The 19,800-nt window shown below is 60.3% G+C and carries 14 protein-coding genes; all 14 read left to right on the forward strand.

Features of this window, described 5'->3' with window-relative positions:
• Positions 1-7 precede the first annotated feature (7 nt).
• The 14 genes from BLL42_RS10390 to BLL42_RS10455 all read left to right on the forward strand — a co-directional run bounded on the left by BLL42_RS10390 (position 8) and on the right by BLL42_RS10455 (position 19,744).
• On the forward strand, positions 8-1,678 hold the full coding sequence (locus BLL42_RS10390; protein ID WP_071551977.1) for a response regulator: 1,671 nt from the start codon (positions 8-10) through the stop codon (positions 1,676-1,678).
• Between the two features lie 970 nt (positions 1,679-2,648).
• The gene (locus BLL42_RS31010) at positions 2,649-3,692 is read left to right on the forward strand and encodes a methyl-accepting chemotaxis protein (protein ID WP_408004023.1); all 1,044 of its coding nucleotides are present in this window, start codon (positions 2,649-2,651) and stop codon (positions 3,690-3,692) included.
• A 220-nt stretch (positions 3,693-3,912) separates the two neighbouring features.
• Positions 3,913-5,676: a protein-disulfide reductase DsbD gene (locus BLL42_RS10400; RefSeq protein ID WP_071551979.1), complete on the forward strand. Its 1,764-nt coding sequence runs from the start codon at positions 3,913-3,915 to the stop codon at positions 5,674-5,676.
• 131 nt (positions 5,677-5,807) lie between these two features.
• On the forward strand, positions 5,808-6,260 hold the full coding sequence (gene aroQ / locus BLL42_RS10405) for a type II 3-dehydroquinate dehydratase (RefSeq protein ID WP_019693755.1): 453 nt from the start codon (positions 5,808-5,810) through the stop codon (positions 6,258-6,260).
• 48 nt (positions 6,261-6,308) lie between these two features.
• A complete protein-coding gene (gene accB, locus BLL42_RS10410) occupies positions 6,309-6,767 on the forward strand; it encodes an acetyl-CoA carboxylase biotin carboxyl carrier protein (RefSeq protein ID WP_071551980.1) in 459 nt (152 codons plus the stop codon).
• A gap of 17 nt (positions 6,768-6,784) precedes the next feature.
• Positions 6,785-8,146: an acetyl-CoA carboxylase biotin carboxylase subunit gene (gene accC / locus BLL42_RS10415; protein ID WP_071551981.1), complete on the forward strand. Its 1,362-nt coding sequence runs from the start codon at positions 6,785-6,787 to the stop codon at positions 8,144-8,146.
• Between the two features lie 156 nt (positions 8,147-8,302).
• The gene (locus BLL42_RS10420) at positions 8,303-9,853 is read left to right on the forward strand and encodes an RNA/DNA-binding domain-containing protein (protein WP_071551982.1); all 1,551 of its coding nucleotides are present in this window, start codon (positions 8,303-8,305) and stop codon (positions 9,851-9,853) included.
• A 177-nt stretch (positions 9,854-10,030) separates the two neighbouring features.
• The gene (gene prmA, locus BLL42_RS10425) at positions 10,031-10,909 is read left to right on the forward strand and encodes a 50S ribosomal protein L11 methyltransferase (protein WP_071551983.1); all 879 of its coding nucleotides are present in this window, start codon (positions 10,031-10,033) and stop codon (positions 10,907-10,909) included.
• 30 nt (positions 10,910-10,939) lie between these two features.
• Positions 10,940-12,208, forward strand: coding sequence for a DUF3426 domain-containing protein (locus BLL42_RS10430; RefSeq protein ID WP_071551984.1), 1,269 nt, complete (start codon positions 10,940-10,942; stop codon positions 12,206-12,208).
• A 197-nt stretch (positions 12,209-12,405) separates the two neighbouring features.
• Entirely contained in the window at positions 12,406-13,416 is a 1,011-nt protein-coding gene (gene dusB, locus BLL42_RS10435; protein ID WP_071551985.1) for a tRNA dihydrouridine synthase DusB, read from the forward strand.
• Positions 13,413-13,733 (forward strand): DNA-binding transcriptional regulator Fis, encoded by a 321-nt coding sequence (gene fis / locus BLL42_RS10440; RefSeq protein WP_007921650.1) that lies wholly within the window; start codon positions 13,413-13,415, stop codon positions 13,731-13,733. The genes dusB and fis overlap by 4 nt, the downstream gene beginning before the upstream one ends.
• Before the next feature lie 82 nt (positions 13,734-13,815).
• Positions 13,816-15,423: a bifunctional phosphoribosylaminoimidazolecarboxamide formyltransferase/IMP cyclohydrolase gene (gene purH, locus BLL42_RS10445; protein WP_071551986.1), complete on the forward strand. Its 1,608-nt coding sequence runs from the start codon at positions 13,816-13,818 to the stop codon at positions 15,421-15,423.
• A 148-nt stretch (positions 15,424-15,571) separates the two neighbouring features.
• The gene (purD, locus tag BLL42_RS10450) at positions 15,572-16,867 is read left to right on the forward strand and encodes a phosphoribosylamine--glycine ligase (RefSeq protein ID WP_071551987.1); all 1,296 of its coding nucleotides are present in this window, start codon (positions 15,572-15,574) and stop codon (positions 16,865-16,867) included.
• 99 nt (positions 16,868-16,966) lie between these two features.
• On the forward strand, positions 16,967-19,744 hold the full coding sequence (locus BLL42_RS10455) for a hybrid sensor histidine kinase/response regulator (RefSeq protein ID WP_071551988.1): 2,778 nt from the start codon (positions 16,967-16,969) through the stop codon (positions 19,742-19,744).
• Positions 19,745-19,800: the final 56 nt, after the last annotated feature.

Below are 19,800 nucleotides of genomic sequence, written 5' to 3' on the forward strand. Positions count from 1 at the left end.
TCAGGATATGACCGAGCCAGAAGACCCCAGCCGTGAGCGCCTCAAGCACCACTTTGCCCAGCGGGTAATTCATCAAGCACGTCAGATTCTTGAGATATGGCAGCGCCTGCAACGCTGTGAATGGTCTGGCGCCGACCTGGCAGAGCTGAGTGAAGCGAACCTGCGCCTGCTGCGTTTCGCCGAGCGCTTCGAACAGCCCGAACACACCCATCTGGCGCACAGCATCAGTTGTTCGCTGGCGGCCGTCGATGCCAATCGCGGACGCCTGAGCAGCGGGCTGATCACCGATCTCAATCGCCTGATGCAGCGCCTGTCGCGCACCGGCCTGCGGCATGGCGATCAGCTCGAACAAACCTTACTACCGCCACTGCGCAAGCCAATCTACGTGATGCTGCAAGATCACGACCGCGCCGAGCGACTGGCCAAACAACTCGATTTTTTCGGTCTCAGCGCGCAGTCGCTGGACAGCGTGGCGGCGTTTCGCGCCTCGATGGTCGAGCGGCTGCCGGCAGCGATTGTCATGGATGTCGACTTCAGCGGCCCCGGCATGGGCCTGCAATTGGCAGCCGAAGCTCAAGAAGGTCTGGAGCACAAACTGCCGCTGCTTTTTTTCAGCCTGCTGGAAACCGACACACCGACCCGTCTCGCGGCCGTACGCGCTGGCGGTCAGGAGTTTCTGACCGGCACCCTCGAAGCGTCGAGCCTGCTGGAAAAGATCGAAGTGCTGACCTGCGTTGCCCAGTACGAACCTTATAAAGTGCTGATCATCGACGACTCCCGTGCCCAGGCCCTGCACACCGAGCGCCTGCTCAACAGCGCCGGGATCGTCACCCGTACCTTGATCGAGCCGATTCAGGCAATGGCCGAGCTGGCGGATTTCCAGCCGGACCTGATCATCCTCGACATGTACATGCCGGCCTGCACCGGCACCGAACTGGCCAAAGTGATCCGTCACAATGACCGTTACGTCAGCGTGCCAATCATCTACTTATCGGCCGAAGACGACCTGGACAAGCAGCTCGACGCCATGAGCGAAGGTGGCGACGACTTCCTGACCAAGCCGATCAAGCCACGACACCTGATCACCACCGTGCGCAACCGTGCAGCCCGGGCGCGCAACCTCAAGGCGCGAATGGTTCGTGACAGCCTGACCGGTCTCTATAACCACACCCATATTCTGCAATTGCTCGAAGACTGCAGCTTCCGCGCCCGCCGCGAGAACAAGCCATTGAGCTTTGCGATGCTCGATATTGATCATTTCAAGCGGGTCAACGACAGCCACGGCCACCCCATGGGCGACCGGGTCATCAAGAGCCTGGCACTGTTTCTCAAGCAACGCCTGCGCAAGACCGACTTCATTGGCCGTTATGGCGGCGAAGAGTTCGCCATCGTGATGCCGGACACCGATCTCGAATCGGCCTGTAAAGTGCTCGATGAAATCCGCCAGCGCTTTGCCGAGATCCACTATCCGGCCCAGCCGCAAGACCTCTGGTGCACCTTCAGTGCCGGCGTGGTAGACCTGCACGAAGATTCCGACAGCCTGATGATGGCCAGCCAGGCGGACGAGGCGCTGTACCGCGCCAAGGACGCCGGACGCAATCGCGTTCAAGCGGCGCGACCGTCAAGTCAAAGTGCCACTTTTTCACCTGAATCCACCGATTCGGTCATAACCCTGTAATACAAACGCAATAACTTCAGGCACTTACCATTCTGTCATTGGTAGAACCGCGATGCGCCTGAAGTTGCTGACCAATCTCAACACCCTGCTTTTAGTCGCGGTGTGCCTCGCACTCGGCGCCACCCTCTGGTGGTCGCAAAAAGCTCTGGAGCGTCCTTATCTGTTGATGGAACGCTACCTGGGCCTGTCGCAGCAATTTCAAAATCAAGTCGCGCGTAACGTCGAAGATTACCTGGCCAGCGGCGATGCCCTGCGCCTGAGCAGCGCCAGCCAGGCCATCGAGACCCTGCAAAAAGAACTCGACGAGCTGCCGGCCGGCCTGGCTGACAGCGTGCGTCCGAGCCTTGCCAGCCTCGATGACTTCAGCAAGACCGACCTGTTGGCCGCCGGCAAACTGGCCGGTGATCCGCAAGCCTTGCTGCTCCAGGCCGAGCGCGAACTGGGCGCCAGCCTGGAGCAACTTGGCCAATACGCCACCCGCGCCAATACGCCTGCCGCTGCCGCCTATCTTCCACCCCTGCTCATAGCCTCGCAGCACGTGGGTAAACTCTCGCTGGCACGGGACAAACTGGTCAGCAGTGGCCGTAGCGAACTGGCGGCCGATGTCGAGCGCGAGGTCAACAGCATCCGCACTCAGGCCGAGCTGATCGAAGCGCTGCCACTGCTCGGCGTTACCGCCAGCAAAGAATCGAACAGCGATGATTTCTCGGCGATGATGGGCCTGGAAAACACTGAAAAAACCGTCGCCGAAGATGCCGGCACCGGCTTCAAACGCGAACTCGCCAGCCTGCTCACCCGCTACCCTGCCGAACTCGGCCGGACCCGCGAACAGATTCAGAAACGCGCCGACCTCAGCGCCGCCACCCACCTGAAAATTGCCGCCGTGCAGCAGGCCATCGCCGGGCTGGAACCGGCCGTTCGTGCCCAACATGGGCAAATCCAGGGTGAAGTGCGGCTCATGCAGGGCGTAATGATCGGTTTGATCCTGCTGATCGCGGTGCTCATCGACACCTTGCAACGACGTCTCGCCCGGGTGCTGACCAACCTCGCGCCAGCGCTGTCGACCTGGGCGGAAGGCGACTTCAGCCGGGACATCCAGATCGGCGCGACCAACCGTGAGCTGCACGACATTCAAGAGTCGCTGAATCGCCTGCGCGCTTATCTGGTGGATCTGGTCGGGGCGATCCGTCTGAACGCCGAACAGGTGGCTGGCAGCAGCCGTGTGTTGGCCGAACTGAGCAACGACCTGCACAGCGGCGCCGAACACCAGGCCGGTGACACCGCGCTGATCCGCGATTCCCTTGGCGAGCTGGAAGCGACCATTCAGCAAGTCGCCGACGATGCCAGTCAGGCCGCCGATGCCAGCCGTCACGCCGGACTTGCGGTCGAGCACGGGCAAAAGGTCATTGGCTTGAGCCTGACCGGGCTGCACGCGCTGGTCGGCGAAGTCCAGGGCAACGCACAAATGATCGAGCATCTGGCCGAGGAGTCGGCCACCATCGGCGGCGTACTGACGGTGATTCGATCGATTGCCGATCAGACCAACCTCCTCGCCCTGAACGCCGCGATCGAAGCCGCCCGCGCCGGGGAAATGGGCCGCGGTTTTGCGGTGGTCGCCGAGGAGGTTCGTTCGCTGGCGCAACGCACCGCCGGTGCTACTGCCGAAATCCAGACCTTGATTGCCGGCCTGCAACTGGCCGCCCGACACTCGGTGGAAGGCATGCGCGCTCAGGTCGAACACGCCGAAGCCACCGCCAACCAGGCACAAGCGGCTGACGGCGCACTGGATAAAATCGTCGGGGCAATCCAGACCATTGCCGACACCGCCGTGCGCATCGCCGATGTGACGGCGCAGCAAAGCGGCGCTGTCAGTGAGATCCGTGATCACAGTGAGCGGATTCACCAGCTGGGCGGGGATAACCTGGTACGTATTGGCGAAGGTCGTAGCCAGGGCGAGAACCTGCTGGTGTTGGGCGGCCAGTTGCATACCGCCGTTCAAGCCTTCCGCGTCTGACACAAGCGTTCTTGTAGGAGCTGCCGCAGGCTGCGATCTTTTGAGTTTGCTATTGACTGTGGCGGATATCAGGTCGCCGAGAATCAAGATCAAAAGATCGCAGCCTGCGGCAGCTCCTACAGGGTTCGGCGTAGGCGTTGCCGAAGGCTGCGATCTTGGCGATGGGCCTGACAACCTAGTGTCCGCTATCATGCGCTCACTTCCGATACGCGAGATTGTCATGCGCCGTCTGCTTTGCCTGATGCTGTTAGTGCTGGTTCTGCCGGTGAATGCCGCTGGCCTGCTGGACAGTCGTCCCAGTTCGACCCTGGGCTCGATCAATAACAGCGCCGACTTCCTGCCCGTGCGCGAAGCCTTTCAACTGAGTCTGGTAGAGAGCACGCCACAATCGATCAAACTGCGTTTCGTCGCCACCGAGGGTTACTACCTCTACCGGCATCGCTTCCAGTTTCGCAGCGAGCCCGCCGACATTGGCCTGGGCACCGCGCAACTGCCCTCAGGCGAAAAAAAGCACGATGAGTACTTCGGCGATGTCGAGGTCTACCACGGCATTCTCGACGTAGACCTGCCACGCAACAGCGCCGATCAGCGGGGTTTCACGCTGGCCGTCACCTACCAGGGCTGCGCCGATAAAGGCCTGTGTTATCCCCCGGAAACCGAACGCCTGACGATCGACGGTGCAGCCATTACCTCCCACACCAGTGTCGCGGGCTGGAGCTGGCGCGAACTGGCGCTGTTCTTCCTCGCAGGCGTAGGCCTGACCTTTACCCCTTGCGTGCTGCCGATGCTGCCGATCCTCTCCGGCGTGGTGTTGCGCGGCCAGGTCGGCGGGCTGCGTGGCTTTAATCTGTCGCTGGCCTACGTCTTGCCGATGGCCGCCTGTTTCGCCGTGCTCGGGGCGTTGATGGGAATGTTCGGCGCCCAGCTGAACCTTCAGGCACGCCTGCAATCAGCGTGGGTACTGGTGCCGTTTGCGTTGTTCTTCGCGGTGTTTGCCTTAGCGATGTTCGGGGTTTTCGAACTGAGGTTGCCCCATGCCATCAGCAGCCGTCTGGATCGAATCGCGGGGCGCACCGAAGGGGGCTCACTGTGGGGCGCAGCCGTGCTTGGGGTGGTGTCGAGCCTGCTGGTTTCGCCGTGCGTGTCCGCGCCTTTGGCCGGTGCACTGCTGTATATAAGCGCCAGCGGCGATGCGTTGGGTGGCGCACTGAAGCTGTTCGTTCTGGGCCTGGGGATGGGCGCGCCATTGTTGCTGGTCGCCACCGGCGGCGCGGCCTGGCTGCCGAAAAGCGGCCCGTGGCTGATCTACGTGAAAAACGCGATTGGCGTGTTGTTGCTGGGGTTGGCTGTCGGCTTGCTCAGCCGGGTATTGCCGGGACAAGTCACCTTGCTGCTGATCGGTTTGCTGGCGGCCGGGGTCGGACTGTTCCTCGGGGCGCTGGAGTTTGTCTATAAACCGCCGCGAAAACGCCTGGGCCAACTGCTCGGGATGCTCCTGGTGTTTTACGGGTTGGCTTGCTGGTACGGCGCCTTCAGCGGCCAGGCCGATCCGTTCAGTCCGATAAGCCAGCCAAAGGTCATCAACGCTCCTGGCAGCTCTCAAGCGAAAAACCCGAGTGAATGGCAGACCATCAGCACCCCGGCGGAACTCAATCGCGTGCTCGCCGAAGCAAAATCTGCCAACACCCCGCTGCTGCTCGACTGGTACGCCGACTGGTGCATCAGTTGCAAAGTCATCGAGCACGAAGTGCTTAACGAGAGCAACGTCGTCGAACGTCTTAAAGGCTATCGATTGATTCGCTTCGACATCACCGCCAGCAACGCCGAACAACGCGCCCTGCTCGACCGTTACAAGTTGTTTGGGCCACCGGCACTGATGTTTTTCGGCAAGGACGGCAATGAACGCGGCGATATACGGGTGATTGGCGAGATCAATGCAAAGGACTTCGCCGAACGTGTCGCCAAAGCGAATGACCAGATTTAATCAGTCGGTCATATATTTCGCGCAATCATCGGTCATTGTGCTGGCTATTGCAGAGAACTGGACAGTCACAAAGGCTTTGCGGCATAGTCGCCGGGTTCTGATAACTGCACACAGATAACAAGGAACAGCCGATGGCGACCCTACTGGTACTGCACGGACCCAACCTGAACCTGCTCGGCACCCGCGAACCGGGCGTCTACGGGGCTGTGACCCTGGCCGAGATCAATCAGGATCTGGAACAGCGCGCGCGCAATGCTGGCCACCATCTGCTCTACCTGCAAAGCAACGCCGAGTATGAATTGATCGACCGCATTCACGCCGCTCGCGGCGAGGGTGTGGACTTCATTTTGATCAACCCAGCAGCTTTTACGCATACAAGTGTCGCATTACGTGACGCGCTGCTGGCGGTGAGCATCCCATTCATCGAAGTGCATTTGTCTAACGTGCACAAACGCGAACCTTTCCGCCATCACTCTTACTTCTCCGACGTTGCGGTGGGAGTGATCTGCGGCCTTGGCGCCAGCGGTTATCGACTGGCCCTGGAGGCCGCACTAGAGCAGCTTGAAAGACAGGCAACGGCTTGAACAACAAGCGTTGAACGCCCCTGACCGACCCTTGGGAGTTGATGATTCATGGATATCCGTAAAGTTAAGAAACTGATCGAACTGCTGGAAGAGTCCGGCATCGACGAGCTCGAGATCAAGGAAGGCGAAGAGTCCGTACGTATCAGCCGCCACAGCAAAACCCCGGCTCAGCAGTACTACGCTCCTGCGCCAATGCACGCTCCGGCACCTGTCGCTGCTGCCGCGCCTGCTGCCGCCGCTGCACCTGCCGCTCCTGCCGCGCCAGTGCTGAACGGCAACGTTGCCCGTTCGCCGATGGTTGGCACCTTCTATCGCAAATCTTCGCCGTCCTCGCCGTCCTTCGTTGAAGTTGGCCAGAGCGTGAAGAAAGGCGACACCCTGTGCATCGTTGAAGCCATGAAGATGATGAACCACATCGAAGCTGAAACCAGCGGTGTGATCGAATCCATCCTCGTCGAAGACGGCCAGCCGGTTGAGTACGACCAACCGCTGTTCACCATCGTTTGAACCGCGGAGAGCCAACGATGTTGAAACCTGCGAAGTTGGAAAAAGTTCTGATCGCCAACCGCGGTGAAATCGCCCTGCGGATCCTGCGTGCCTGCAAAGAGATGGGCATCAAGACCGTCGCCGTTTATTCCACGGCTGACAAAGAGCTGATGCACCTCGGCCTGGCGGACGAATCCGTCTGCATCGGTCCGGCATCGGCTGCAAAGTCTTACCTGCACATCCCGGCGATCATCGCCGCTGCCGAAGTGACCGGCGCCACCGCCATTCACCCAGGCTACGGTTTCCTCGCGGAAAACGCCGACTTTGCCGAACAGGTAGAAAACTCCGGCTTCGCCTTCATCGGCCCGAAAGCTGAAACCATCCGCCTGATGGGCGACAAGGTTTCGGCCAAGCACGCCATGATCGCTGCCGGCGTACCAACCGTTCCGGGTTCCGACGGCCCGCTGCCGGAAGACGAAGAAACCGCTCTGCGCATTGGTCGCGAAGTTGGCTACCCGGTGATCATCAAAGCCGCTGGCGGCGGTGGTGGTCGTGGCATGCGCGTTGTGCACAAAGAAGAAGACCTGATCTCCTCGGCAAAACTGACCCGCTCCGAAGCAGGCGCGGCGTTCGGCAACCCGATGGTCTATCTGGAAAAATTCCTGACCAACCCACGTCACGTGGAAGTTCAGGTACTTTCCGATGGCCAGGGCCATGCCATCCATCTGGGTGACCGCGATTGCTCGCTGCAACGTCGCCACCAGAAGGTTCTTGAAGAAGCGCCGGCACCGGGCATCGACGAGAAGGCTCGCCAGGAAGTTTTCGCTCGCTGCGTCAAGGCGTGCATCGACATCGGTTACCGTGGCGCAGGCACTTTCGAGTTCCTGTACGAAAACGGCAGCTTCTACTTCATCGAGATGAACACTCGTGTCCAGGTAGAGCACCCGGTTTCGGAAATGGTCACCGGTATCGACATCGTCAAGGAGATGCTCAGCATCGCCGCCGGCAACCCGCTGTCGTTCACCCAGGATGACGTGGTCATCCGCGGTCACGCACTGGAATGCCGGATCAACGCCGAAGACCCAAAAACCTTCATGCCAAGCCCAGGCACGGTCAAGCATTTCCATGCGCCGGGTGGCAACGGTGTGCGGGTTGATTCGCACCTGTACAGCGGCTATGCAGTTCCGCCGAACTACGATTCGCTGATCGGCAAACTGATCACTTACGGGGCAACTCGTGAAGAAGCCATGGCGCGCATGCGCAATGCGCTGGACGAAATCGTGGTCGACGGGATCAAGACCAACATCCCGCTGCACCGCGATCTGACCCGCGATGAAGGCTTCTGCAAAGGTGGAGTCAACATCCACTACCTGGAACACAAGCTGGCTGGCCAGCATTAAGATGTGATCCAGACCAACAAAGCCGCTTTCGAGCGGCTTTGTTGTTTCTGAAGGTTTCATCCACTCCCTGCGAGGCTTAACTGACAGGCACTGGCCTGTCCGGGCTGGCTATAATCGCCCTCTAATCAGCGCAACGCCGACGAACCAGAGCCCACCATGCCTGAAAGACTGCCCATCAACCTCAACGACCTCCTGCGTCAGCGGACAGTCGAGGGCGAGCGAATCGAATACAAAACGGGTTGGAATCCTGACCCGATCATTCGCACGCTCTGCGCTTTTGCCAACGACTTTGAAAACCTGGGCGGTGGTTATGTGGTGATAGGGCAGGATTGCGATGCCAACGGCCAGCCAATATTCCCTCCATTGGGACTTTCTGACCACGCGCTCGACAAGATCCAGCTCGAACTATTGGCAGCTTGCCAGTTGATTCAACCCGCCTACTTTCCGGTGCTGAGCATCGAAGAGATCGAAGGCCGCAAGCTGGTCATTCTGTGGGCACCAGGTGGGCAAAATCGCCCCTACAAAGCGCCGGCGGCGGTGACAGCCAAACATAGAAGCTTGCACTACTACATCCGCCGCTACAGCAGCACAGTGGAAGCCAAGGGCGAAACCGAGCAGGAACTCTTGAGCCTTGCCGCCAAAGTGCCGTTCGATGACCGCTTTCATCTGGGCGCCCGTGTCAGTGACCTGTCAAAACCGCTGATGCTGCGTTTCCTTCAGGAAGTAGGCAGCGCACTGGCCGAAGATGCTGAGGCGTTATCTGTTGAAGCATTGGGTCGACAGATGAATGTAGTGGGCGGCCCGGTCGAATCACCCTGGCCGAAGAATGTGGGGCTGATGTTTTTCAACGACGCGCCCGAGCAGTTTTTCCCCTATATGCAAATTGACCTGCTGTGGTTCCCCGATGGCGCCGGCGGCGACGTTTTTGACGAAAAGATCTTCAAGGGTCCTCTGGCCACCATGACCCGCGAGACCCTGGGCTACATCCAGCGCAATTTTTTACACGAAACGGTCATCAAGCATCCTGATCAGGCCGAAGCCACACGTGTCTGGAACTTCCCTTTTGCGGCGGTAGAAGAAGCGCTGGTCAACGCCGTCTATCACCGCTCCTATGAAGAACGTGAACCGATTGAAGTCCGCATCAGCCGCGAAGAACTGGTGATTTTGAGCTTTCCAGGGCCAGACCGCTCGATCCGAATGGAGGACCTGCGAGCAGGCCGCGCGGTGAGCCGTCGCTACCGTAACCGGCGCATTGGCGAGTTCCTCAAAGAGCTGGACCTGACCGAGGGCCGTTCGACCGGCATCCCCAAAATTCTCAAGGTCATGGCGGCCAACGGCTCCCCAGCGCCGTTGTTTGAAACCGATGATGATCGGATTTCCTATGTCGTACGTCTGCCAGCGCACCCTCAGACACAAGGGGCGGACACCACGAACAGGGAAGTCACCATGGAAGTCACCATGGAAGTCACCATGGAAGTCGCGGCCCTGCTCAGGGTCGTGGATGGCGAAATGCGCCGGCAAGAGCTTCAGGCAGCCATGGGCTTGAAGAACGTCGAACACTTTCGTCGGACCTACGTACTACCTGCCATCGCCAGCGGTTGCCTGGAAAGGACATTGCCTGACCAGCCCAATAGCCGACTGCAACGCTACCGCCTGACCTCCAAAGGCCAGCAATGGCTGCAAACCCATAACGCAAAACCCGCGTGACCGTTTTGCACGGCAACTTTCGCCGGTGCTTTGCACCTGAGGTAGTCAATCACGCTGTGCGGGCAAACAAGTCGAATCGTCACACCGCCGCCCCCACAAACGCTCTGCTCTCGCGTAAACTTGCGCGCTTCTAGCAGCCCGCCAGGCTGCACATTACATTTTTCAAAGGTGCCCGCCATGCCTTGGCTGCAAGTCCGTCTCGCCATCAGCCCAGAACAAGCCGAAACCTACGAAGACGCCTTCCTTGAAGTGGGCGCCGTGTCGGTAACCTTCATGGACGCCGAAGATCAGCCGATCTTCGAGCCGGAACTGAACACCACCCCGCTGTGGTCGCACACTCACCTGCTGGCCCTGTTCGAAGATGGCACCGAAGCCGCCAGCGTACTGGCTCACCTTGAGTTGCTGACCGGCAGCCCATTGCCCGAGCATCACAGCGAAGTCATCGAAGACCAGGACTGGGAGCGCAGCTGGATGGATAACTTCCAGCCAATGCGCTTCGGTCAGCGCCTGTGGATCGTCCCGAGCTGGCACGCCGCGCCCGAGCCTGACGCGGTCAACCTGCTGCTCGATCCGGGCCTGGCGTTCGGCACCGGCACCCACCCGACCACCGCGCTGTGCCTGGAATGGCTTGACGGTCAGGATCTGAAAGACTGCGACGTACTGGACTTCGGCTGTGGTTCGGGGATCCTCGCCATTGCCGCCCTGCTGCTGGGCGCCAAGGAAGCGGTCGGTACCGACATCGACGTGCAGGCGCTGGAAGCCTCCCGCGACAATGCCGGGCGCAACCACATCGCCGAAGCGCTGTTCCCGCTGTACCTGCCCCAGGATCTGCCACAGGTGCAGGCTGACGTGCTGGTGGCCAACATCCTCGCCGGCCCCCTGGTTTCCCTGGCCCCGCAACTGTCCAGCCTGGTCAAGACCGGCGGTCGCCTGGCTCTGTCGGGCATCCTCGCCGAGCAAGGCGAAGAAGTCGCTGCAGCTTATGCCAAGGACTTTGATCTGGACCCGATTGCCAATCGCGATGGCTGGGTGCGCATTACCGGCCGTCGGCGCTAAAATGAGCGCCTGCATACTCCGGATGGCCGCATGACCGACAGCTTCGTCACCCAGTGCCCGCATTGCCAGACCAGTTTCCGCGTCAGCCACGCCCAATTGAACGTGGCCCGCGGGGTGGTTCGCTGCGGCTCTTGCCTGCAAGTGTTCAATGCTGCACGGCAGTTGCTCGAGCAACGCATGGGCAAGGAAGCGGTTGCTCTCACGACACCACCTCCGGTTGAGCCTCCCACGCAACGGGCCATCAGCCAGAAGCAGTGGACAGCCGCCGAACTGGACCTGGACAGCCTCGACCTCGACGAAGAACTCGCCAAGCTCGAACAACGGGAAATCCAGCCCACCAAAGAGTTCGGCCATGAGCGCAAGCACAAGGAAGACTCACTGAGTGCCCGCCGGGATACGACCGAAGGCGAAGAGCCGTGGTCCGACAGCCTGTTCAGCGATTCAGCCGCCGAACGCGCACTGGCCAGCGAAAACGCGCACACCCCGACCGGGAGCCATCGATCGGCAGACATCTCCGACGAACCGGAAAAACCCTCGCGCACTGAACCCTCGCTGTCGCTCGAACTGGTCGAACTGGTCGAACTGGACGATGAGCCGCAGGCACCGCAACTGCGCCTGGACCAGCCATTCGAAACGCCGGAGCCTCCAGCGAAACATGAACGCCTGTCCGCGACCGATGACGACATCGACGACGAAGCTCATGAGGTCGAGCCCGTACGCAAGAAGCGCACACGCAACGAATCGGCCATGCATGACGAGGTGCTGCAGGACCTGGTCGACGACCCACTGCAACTCGACTGGCAAAAACGCCGCTCACCCTGGGGTCGCCGGTTCTTTTGGGGCCTGATGGTCCTGCTGGGCGCCGCGACCCTTGCCGGCCAGTACATTGCCTACCACTTCGACGAACTGGCCCGTCAGGACCAATACCGCCCCTGGTTCCAGCAATTGTGCCCGCACATTAATTGCAATGTGCCATCCAAGGTCGACATCGCGAAAATCAAAAGCAGCAATCTGGTGGTGCGTAGTCACCCGGACTTCAACGGCGCACTGGTGGTCGACGCAATCATCTACAACCGCGCATCGTTCTCACAGCCGTTCCCATTGCTGGAACTGCGCTTTGCCGACCTCAATGGCCATCTGATCGCCAGCCGCCGATTCAAACCGGGCGAGTACCTCAATGGCGACCTCGCGGACCTCGCGGAAATGCCGCCGCAAACACCGATCCATATTGCCCTGGACATCCTCGATCCCGGCCCCAAAGCCGTGAACTACAGCCTGAGCTTCCACTCGCCCGAGTGAATCGCTTCACTCGACGCCGGGTCTCGCGCAACTGACAGCCATTTTCTGACTTCCGGCGCCTCGAACCAAACGGCTGGCAATAACCGAATAACTGTTCAGATTTTATCCAATTCAGCCTTTATCCAGTCATCGAGAGCGGGTATCATGCCAACCCTTTTTCGAACTCTCATGATCCGACCCCACAACAGGGAAGTCCTATGTCGGCGGTACGCATCGGCCCATATACATTGCACAACGGCTTGATTCTCGCCCCGATGGCGGGGGTCACTGACCAACCCTTTCGTCAGCTGTGCAAACGACTGGGCGCAGGGCTTGTAGTCTCGGAAATGGTCACCAGCGACATGAGTTTGTGGAACACCCGCAAATCGCGTCTGCGCATGGTCCACGAAGGTGATCCCGAGCCGCGCTCGGTGCAGATCGCCGGTGGCGATGCACAGATGCTGGCGGAGGCAGCACGCGCCAACGTCGAGCTGGGCGCTCAGATTATTGATATCAACATGGGTTGTCCGGCAAAGAAGGTCTGCAACAAGGCCGCCGGCTCCGCGTTACTGAAAGATGAAGACCTGGTGGCCGAGATCCTGCACGCCGTCGTGGCGGCGGTTGATGTGCCGGTCACCCTGAAGATCCGCACGGGCTGGGACCGCGCAAACAAGAACGGCCTGACAGTGGCGAAAATCGCCGAACAGGCAGGCATTACGGCGCTGGCGGTGCATGGCCGGACCCGTGCCGATCTGTACACAGGCGTTGCCGAGTACGACACCATTGCCGCGATCAAGCAGGCAGTGTCGATTCCGGTCTTCGCCAATGGCGATATTGACTCGCCCGAGAAGGCCCGGCACGTGCTCGACGCGACCGGTGCCGATGGCCTGCTGATAGGCCGGGCTGCCCAGGGGCGGCCATGGATTTTTCGTGAGATCGAGCATTTTCTGCGTACCGGCGAAAAACTCCCGGCACCAGAGTTGATCGAGGTGGAACGTATTCTGCTTGAGCATCTGGCCGCGCTCCATGCTTTCTATGGAGATGTCATGGGCGTACGCATCGCTCGCAAGCATGTCGGCTGGTATCTCGCAACCCTGCCGGGCGCCAGGGAGTTTCGCGCCCACTTCAATCGTTTGGATGGTACGGAAACACAATGCGCCAACGTTCGGGAGTTCTTCGCCGAGCGCTACAAGAGCCTGACAGGGGACGGAGAAGGGGTGGCCGCATGACGATGATGACCGAGACTTTAGTGAGTGGAACAGCACCCGTGAGCGACAATGTAAATTTGAAACAGCACCTCAATACACCGAGCGAAGAAGGCCAGACCCTTCGCGGGAGTGTCGAGAAGGCGCTGCACAATTATTTCGCCCACCTTGAAGGCGCTGCCGTCACGGATGTGTACAACCTGGTGCTCTCCGAAGTCGAGGCTCCCCTGCTCGAAAGCGTGATGAACTACGTCAAGGGCAATCAAACCAAGGCCAGTGAGCTGCTGGGACTGAACCGCGGCACCTTGCGCAAGAAACTCAAGCAGTACGATTTGTTGTAAGCATTCAATCAAACCAGAAAGGCGCCCGCTTAAAACCGGTCGCCTTTTTTGCTGACTTCCTTTGCTTTTGATGGACATTGAGATGACCGACCAGACTACCCGCCTGCCGATCCGCCGCGCCTTGATCAGCGTTTCCGACAAGACCGGGATCCTTGAATTCGCCAAGGAGCTCGAAGCTCTCGGCGTCGAGATCCTCTCCACCGGCGGGACGTTCAAGCTGTTGCAGGACAATGGCGTAGCCGCTGTGGAAGTCGCGGATTACACCGGTTTCGCAGAAATGATGGACGGTCGGGTGAAAACCCTGCACCCGAAAATCCACGGCGGGATCCTCGGCCGTCGCGGTATCGACGACGCAATCATGAACGAGCACGGCATCAAGCCGATCGATCTGGTCGCCGTTAACCTCTACCCGTTCGAAGCCACCATCAACAAGCCAGGCTGCGACCTGCCGACCGCCATCGAGAACATCGATATCGGTGGCCCGACCATGGTGCGCTCGGCCGCCAAGAACCACAAAGACGTGGCCATCGTGGTCAATGCCAGCGATTACGCCAACGTGCTGGAAAGTCTCAAGGCCGGTGGCCTGACCTACGCTCAGCGTTTCGACCTGATGCTCAAGGCCTTTGAACACACCGCCGCCTACGACGGCATGATCGCCAACTACATGGGCACCGTGAACCAGGCCGCTGAAACCCTCACCACCGAAGGTCGCAGCGAGTTTCCGCGCACCTTCAACAGCCAGTTCGTCAAGGCCCAGGAAATGCGCTACGGCGAGAACCCGCACCAGAGCGCGGCGTTCTACGTTGAAGCCAAGCCTGCCGAAGTCGGCATCGCCTCCGCGACCCAACTGCAAGGCAAAGAGCTGTCGTACAACAACGTGGCCGACACCGACGCCGCGCTGGAATGCGTGAAGAGCTTCGTCAAACCGGCCTGCGTCATCGTCAAGCACGCCAACCCGTGCGGCGTTGCCGTGAGCCCGGACGCCGAAGGCGGTATCCGCCAGGCGTACGAACTGGCATACGCCACCGACACCGAATCGGCCTTCGGCGGCATCATCGCGTTCAACCGCGAACTGGACGCTGAAACCGCCAAAGCCATCGTCGAGCGTCAGTTCGTCGAAGTGATCATTGCCCCATCGGTCAGCGAAGAAGCTCGTGCCATCGTCGCCGCCAAGGCCAACGTTCGCCTGCTGGCCTGCGGCCAATGGTCGGCGGATCGTGCCGCTGCCTGGGACTACAAGCGCGTCAATGGCGGCTTGCTGGTACAGAGCCGCGACATCGGCATGATCGGCAGCGAAGACCTGAAGGTTGTGACCCAGCGCGCACCGACCGAGCAAGAGATCAACGACCTGATCTTTGCCTGGAAAGTCGCCAAGTACGTCAAATCCAACGCCATCGTCTACGCCAAGAACCGTCAGACCATCGGTGTCGGCGCTGGCCAGATGAGCCGCGTGAACTCTGCGCGCATCGCCGCCATCAAAGCTGAACACGCTGGCCTGCAAGTGCAGGGCGCGGTCATGGCCTCGGACGCGTTCTTCCCGTTCCGCGACGGCATCGACAACGCAGCCAAGGTCGGCATCACCGCCGTGATTCAACCAGGCGGCTCGATGCGTGACAACGAAGTGATTGCTGCTGCAGACGAGGCTGGCATCGCGATGGTCTTCACCGGCATGCGCCACTTCCGTCACTAATACACCGCTCCCCCCGTAGGAGCTGCCGCAGGCTGCGATCTTTTGACTTTTCTTTTCAGAATCAAGATCAAAAGATCGCAGCCTGCGGCAGCTCCTACGGAGGTTTGCAGCGCTTCCCACAGAATTAGCGTCATCCGAGGTTTTTGAAATGAATGTTTTGATCATTGGCAGCGGTGGCCGTGAACACGCCCTGGCCTGGAAAGTCGCTCAGGATCCGCGCGTACAGAAAGTCTTCGTTGCCCCGGGCAACGCCGGTACGGCCATTGAAGCCAAGTGCGAAAACGTCGCTATCGACGTGCTGGCCCTTGAGCAACTGGCCGATTTTGCCGAGAAAAACGTCTCCCTGACCATCGTCGGTCCGGAAGTTCCGCTGGTCGCGGGCGTGGTCGACCTGTTCCGCAAACGTGGCCTGGACTGCTTCGGCCCAACCGCTGGCGCCGCTCAGCTGGAAGGCTCCAAGGCATTCACCAAGGACTTCCTGGCTCGCCACAAGATCCCGACGGCCGATTACCAGAACTTCACCGAGATCGAGCCAGCCCTGGCTTATCTGCGTGAAAAAGGTGCGCCGATCGTGATCAAGGCCGATGGCCTGGCCGCCGGTAAAGGCGTGATCGTCGCCATGACCCTGACCGAAGCCGAAGACGCCGTACGCGACATGCTCGCCGGCAACGCATTCGGCGACGCCGGTTCGCGCGTGGTCATCGAAGAGTTCCTCGATGGCGAAGAAGCCAGCTTCATTGTCATGGTCGACGGCAAGAACGTTCTGCCGATGGCCACCAGTCAGGACCACAAACGTGTTGGCGATGCCGACACCGGCCCGAACACGGGCGGCATGGGTGCCTACTCCCCTGCCCCGGTGGTCACCAGCGAAGTTCACCAGCGCGTCATGGATCTGGTGATCTGGCCAACCGTGCGCGGCATGGCCGCAGAAGGTAACGTTTACACCGGTTTCCTCTACGCGGGCCTGATGATCGACAAAGCCGGCAACCCGAAAGTCATCGAGTTCAACTGCCGTTTCGGCGACCCTGAGACCCAACCGGTGATGCTGCGCCTGCAGTCGAGCCTGGTATTGCTGGTCGAAGCGGCGCTGGCACAGGCGCTGGACAAGGTCGAAGCACAATGGGATCCGCGTCCAAGCGTCGGCATTGTACTGGCGGCTGGCGGCTACCCGGGTGATTACGCCAAGGGCGCGGCCATCGAAGGTCTGGATGCCGCAGCTCAGCTTGAAGGCAAAGTCTTCCACGCCGGTACCGCACTCAAGGACGGCAAGGTTGTGACGGCCGGTGGTCGGGTGCTTTGCGCCACCGCCATGGGCGCAAGCGTCGATGCCGCCCAGCAGCAGGCTTACACACTGGCCGCAAAAATCAACTGGGAAGGCTGTTTCTACCGCAAGGACATTGGCTACCGCGCCATTGCCCGCGAGCGTGGCGAAAATCAGGAATAAGCTATCCATTCGGCTAGGCAAGGGCCTGTGGCCCTTGCCGTACTATTCCGGCGCCGCGCATAGTTATAATCTGGCATCAACCTACGAAGGGATTTCGCCGTGCGCTGGCTCAGGATTGCCATAGGCTTCACCGTCACTCTGCTGACCCTGCTCTGCATGCTCCCGGCCCAAGCCGCGCAAGGCAGTGGCTGGGCGGTATTGCTCGACGAACAGGCAGACCTGCAACTGAGCGACATCCGCTCGACTCGCTACACCAACCAATTCAGCCCGATTGAGCTCGACCAGATCACCGCCGCCGAACCCAGTGGCGCGTTGTGGCTGCGTTTCAAACTCAATCCCGGCAAACACGAACAACTGCTGCGCATCTTCGCCCCCGATTTGTTGCACCTGAACCTCTACGTTCTGGATGGCGACACGCTGATCGAGCAATTGACCAGTGGCAACGAGCAACCGCAGAGCGATCGACCGCTCCCCAGCAGCGACTTCATGCTGCCGCTGCCTCAAAGCGACAAGCCCCTCGACGTCTATCTGCGACTGGTTTCCGAACACGAGTTGCGGCCTTATATCACCCTGCAATCGGCGGTGATGACGGCAGCCCACCAGAACCAGACGCTGATCTACGGCCTGTTTTTTGGCTGCATCGCGATGCTGATCCTGTATAACCTCACGCGCTATGCCTATAGCCGCTCGCGCAGCAGCGCCTGGCTGGCGGCATGCGAGGGGTTGTTGTTGCTCAGTCTGGTACTGTTGCTGAACCTGGCAGGCCCATGGCTACCCGACTGGCATGCCGTGCAAACACCCGGCGCCTATCTGTCGCTGCTGCTGACGGCCCCCTGCGGCCTGATGTTCGCCTACCGCTTCTTTGCCCCGCTGGGCCCGCATCCACTGAACAGATTGCTGCTGGGGGACATCCTGTTCATTGTCCTGTGCAGCCTGCTGTTGCTGTTCGTCGACACCCTGCCGCTGAACATCATCACCTATGCGCTGGTGGCCCTCGCGGGCCTGAGCATGCTCTTTGTCAGCGCCTATCACTGGCAAAAGGGTTACCGACCAGCACGCCTGTTCGTGGCAGCAATGGTGGTGTTCAACGTCGGCACGCTGATTATCCTGCCGGCGCTGCTGGGGCTGACCCTGGTTGCGCCGCAAGGTCTGATCATGACCTTGATGGCCTTCATCTGCATCAGCGGCGTGCTGATGAGCATCGCCCTGAGCGAGCGCCAACGCAGCATCACCGAGGACCGCTTCAGCGTCAGCCGCGACCTGGCAGCGAGTAATGCCGAGATCAATGCCAAAGCCGAATTCCTGGCAAAAATCAGCCACGAAATCCGCACCCCGATGAATGGCGTGCTGGGCATGACCGAGCTACTGTTGGGCACCCCGCTGTCGGTCAAACAGCGCGACTACGTGCAAACCATCCACAGCGCCGGCAATGAACTGCTGACGTTGATCAATGAAATCCTCGACATCTCCAAGCTTGAATCCGGGCAAATCGAACTCGACGATGTGCAGTTCGACCTCAACGCACTGATCGAAGACTGCCTGAGCATCTTCCGCGCCAAGGCCGAACAACAGAACGTCGAGCTGATCAGCTTCATCCAGCCACAGGTCCCTCGCGTGATCAGCGGCGACCCGACACGTCTGCGCCAGACGCTGCTGAGCCTGCTGGAAAATGCCCTGAAGAAAACCGACGAAGGCGAAATCCTTATCGTCGTTGCCCTCGACGAACGCAGCCACAAACCGCGCCTGCGTATTGCCGTGCAAGACAGCGGGCAACCCATGGATGCCGAAGAGCGAGAAGCCCTGCTGCATGCCGAACTGCACAGCAAGAACTTCCTTTCCGCCACACGGCTGGGCGGTAACCTGGGGCTGGTGATCGCCCGCCAATTGATTCTGCTGATGCACGGCGAGTTTGGCATCAAGAGCGGCAGCAATCAGGGCAGCACACTGTGGCTGACCTTGCCGCTGGACCCCGAGCGCCTCGAACACCCGACCTCCGATCTCGACGGCCCGCTGCAAGGCGCCCGAGTGCTGGTGGTGGACGACAATGACACCTGCCGCAAAGTCCTGGTGCAGCAATGCAGCGCCTGGGGGCTGAACGTCAGCGCCGTACCTTCCGGCAAGGAAGCCCTCGCCCTGCTGCGCACCAAGGCGCACCTGCGTGACTACTTCGACGTGGTCCTGCTCGACCAGAACATGCCCGGCATGACCGGCATGCAACTGGCGGCAAAGATCAAGGAAGACCCGAGCCTGAATCACGACATTCTGCTGATCATGCTCACGGGCATCAGCAACGCGCCGAGCAAGGTCATCGCGCGCAATGCCGGGATCAAACGCATCCTTGCCAAACCCGTGGCCGGCTACACCCTCAAGACCACGCTGGCGGACGAGCTAAGCCAACGCAGCAAAGGCCTGGCCATCTCGCAGCAACTGCCAACCGGCGCACCTGCGGTGGTCAAGGTCCCGAGCGATTTCCGCATCCTGGTGGCCGAAGACAACAGCATTTCGACCAAAGTGATTCGCGGCATGCTCGGCAAGCTCAACCTTCAGCCGGACACCGCCAGCAACGGTGAAGAAGCCTTGAAAGCAATGAAGGCCCAGCGCTACGACCTGGTGTTGATGGATTGCGAGATGCCAATCCTCGATGGGTTCTCCGCCACCCAGCAATTGCGTGCCTGGGAGGTGGGCAACCAGCGAACTCGCACACCGGTAGTGGCGCTTACCGCACACATCCTGGCCGAACACAAAGAACGCGCGCGCCAGGCCGGCATGGATGGGCACATGGCCAAGCCCGTCGAGCTTTCACAACTGCGTGAACTGATCGAGCACTGGGTCGCACAGCGCGATCAGCAGAATCAGGCAACGGCTCAGACGTCCTGAGCCGACAGACCCCGCAGCGCCTGATAGAATCCTTCCCGACTTCCCTCGCCAGTGAG

The organism is Pseudomonas frederiksbergensis (genome assembly GCF_001874645.1).
In the GTDB taxonomy this organism is placed as follows: domain Bacteria; phylum Pseudomonadota; class Gammaproteobacteria; order Pseudomonadales; family Pseudomonadaceae; genus Aquipseudomonas; species Aquipseudomonas frederiksbergensis_B.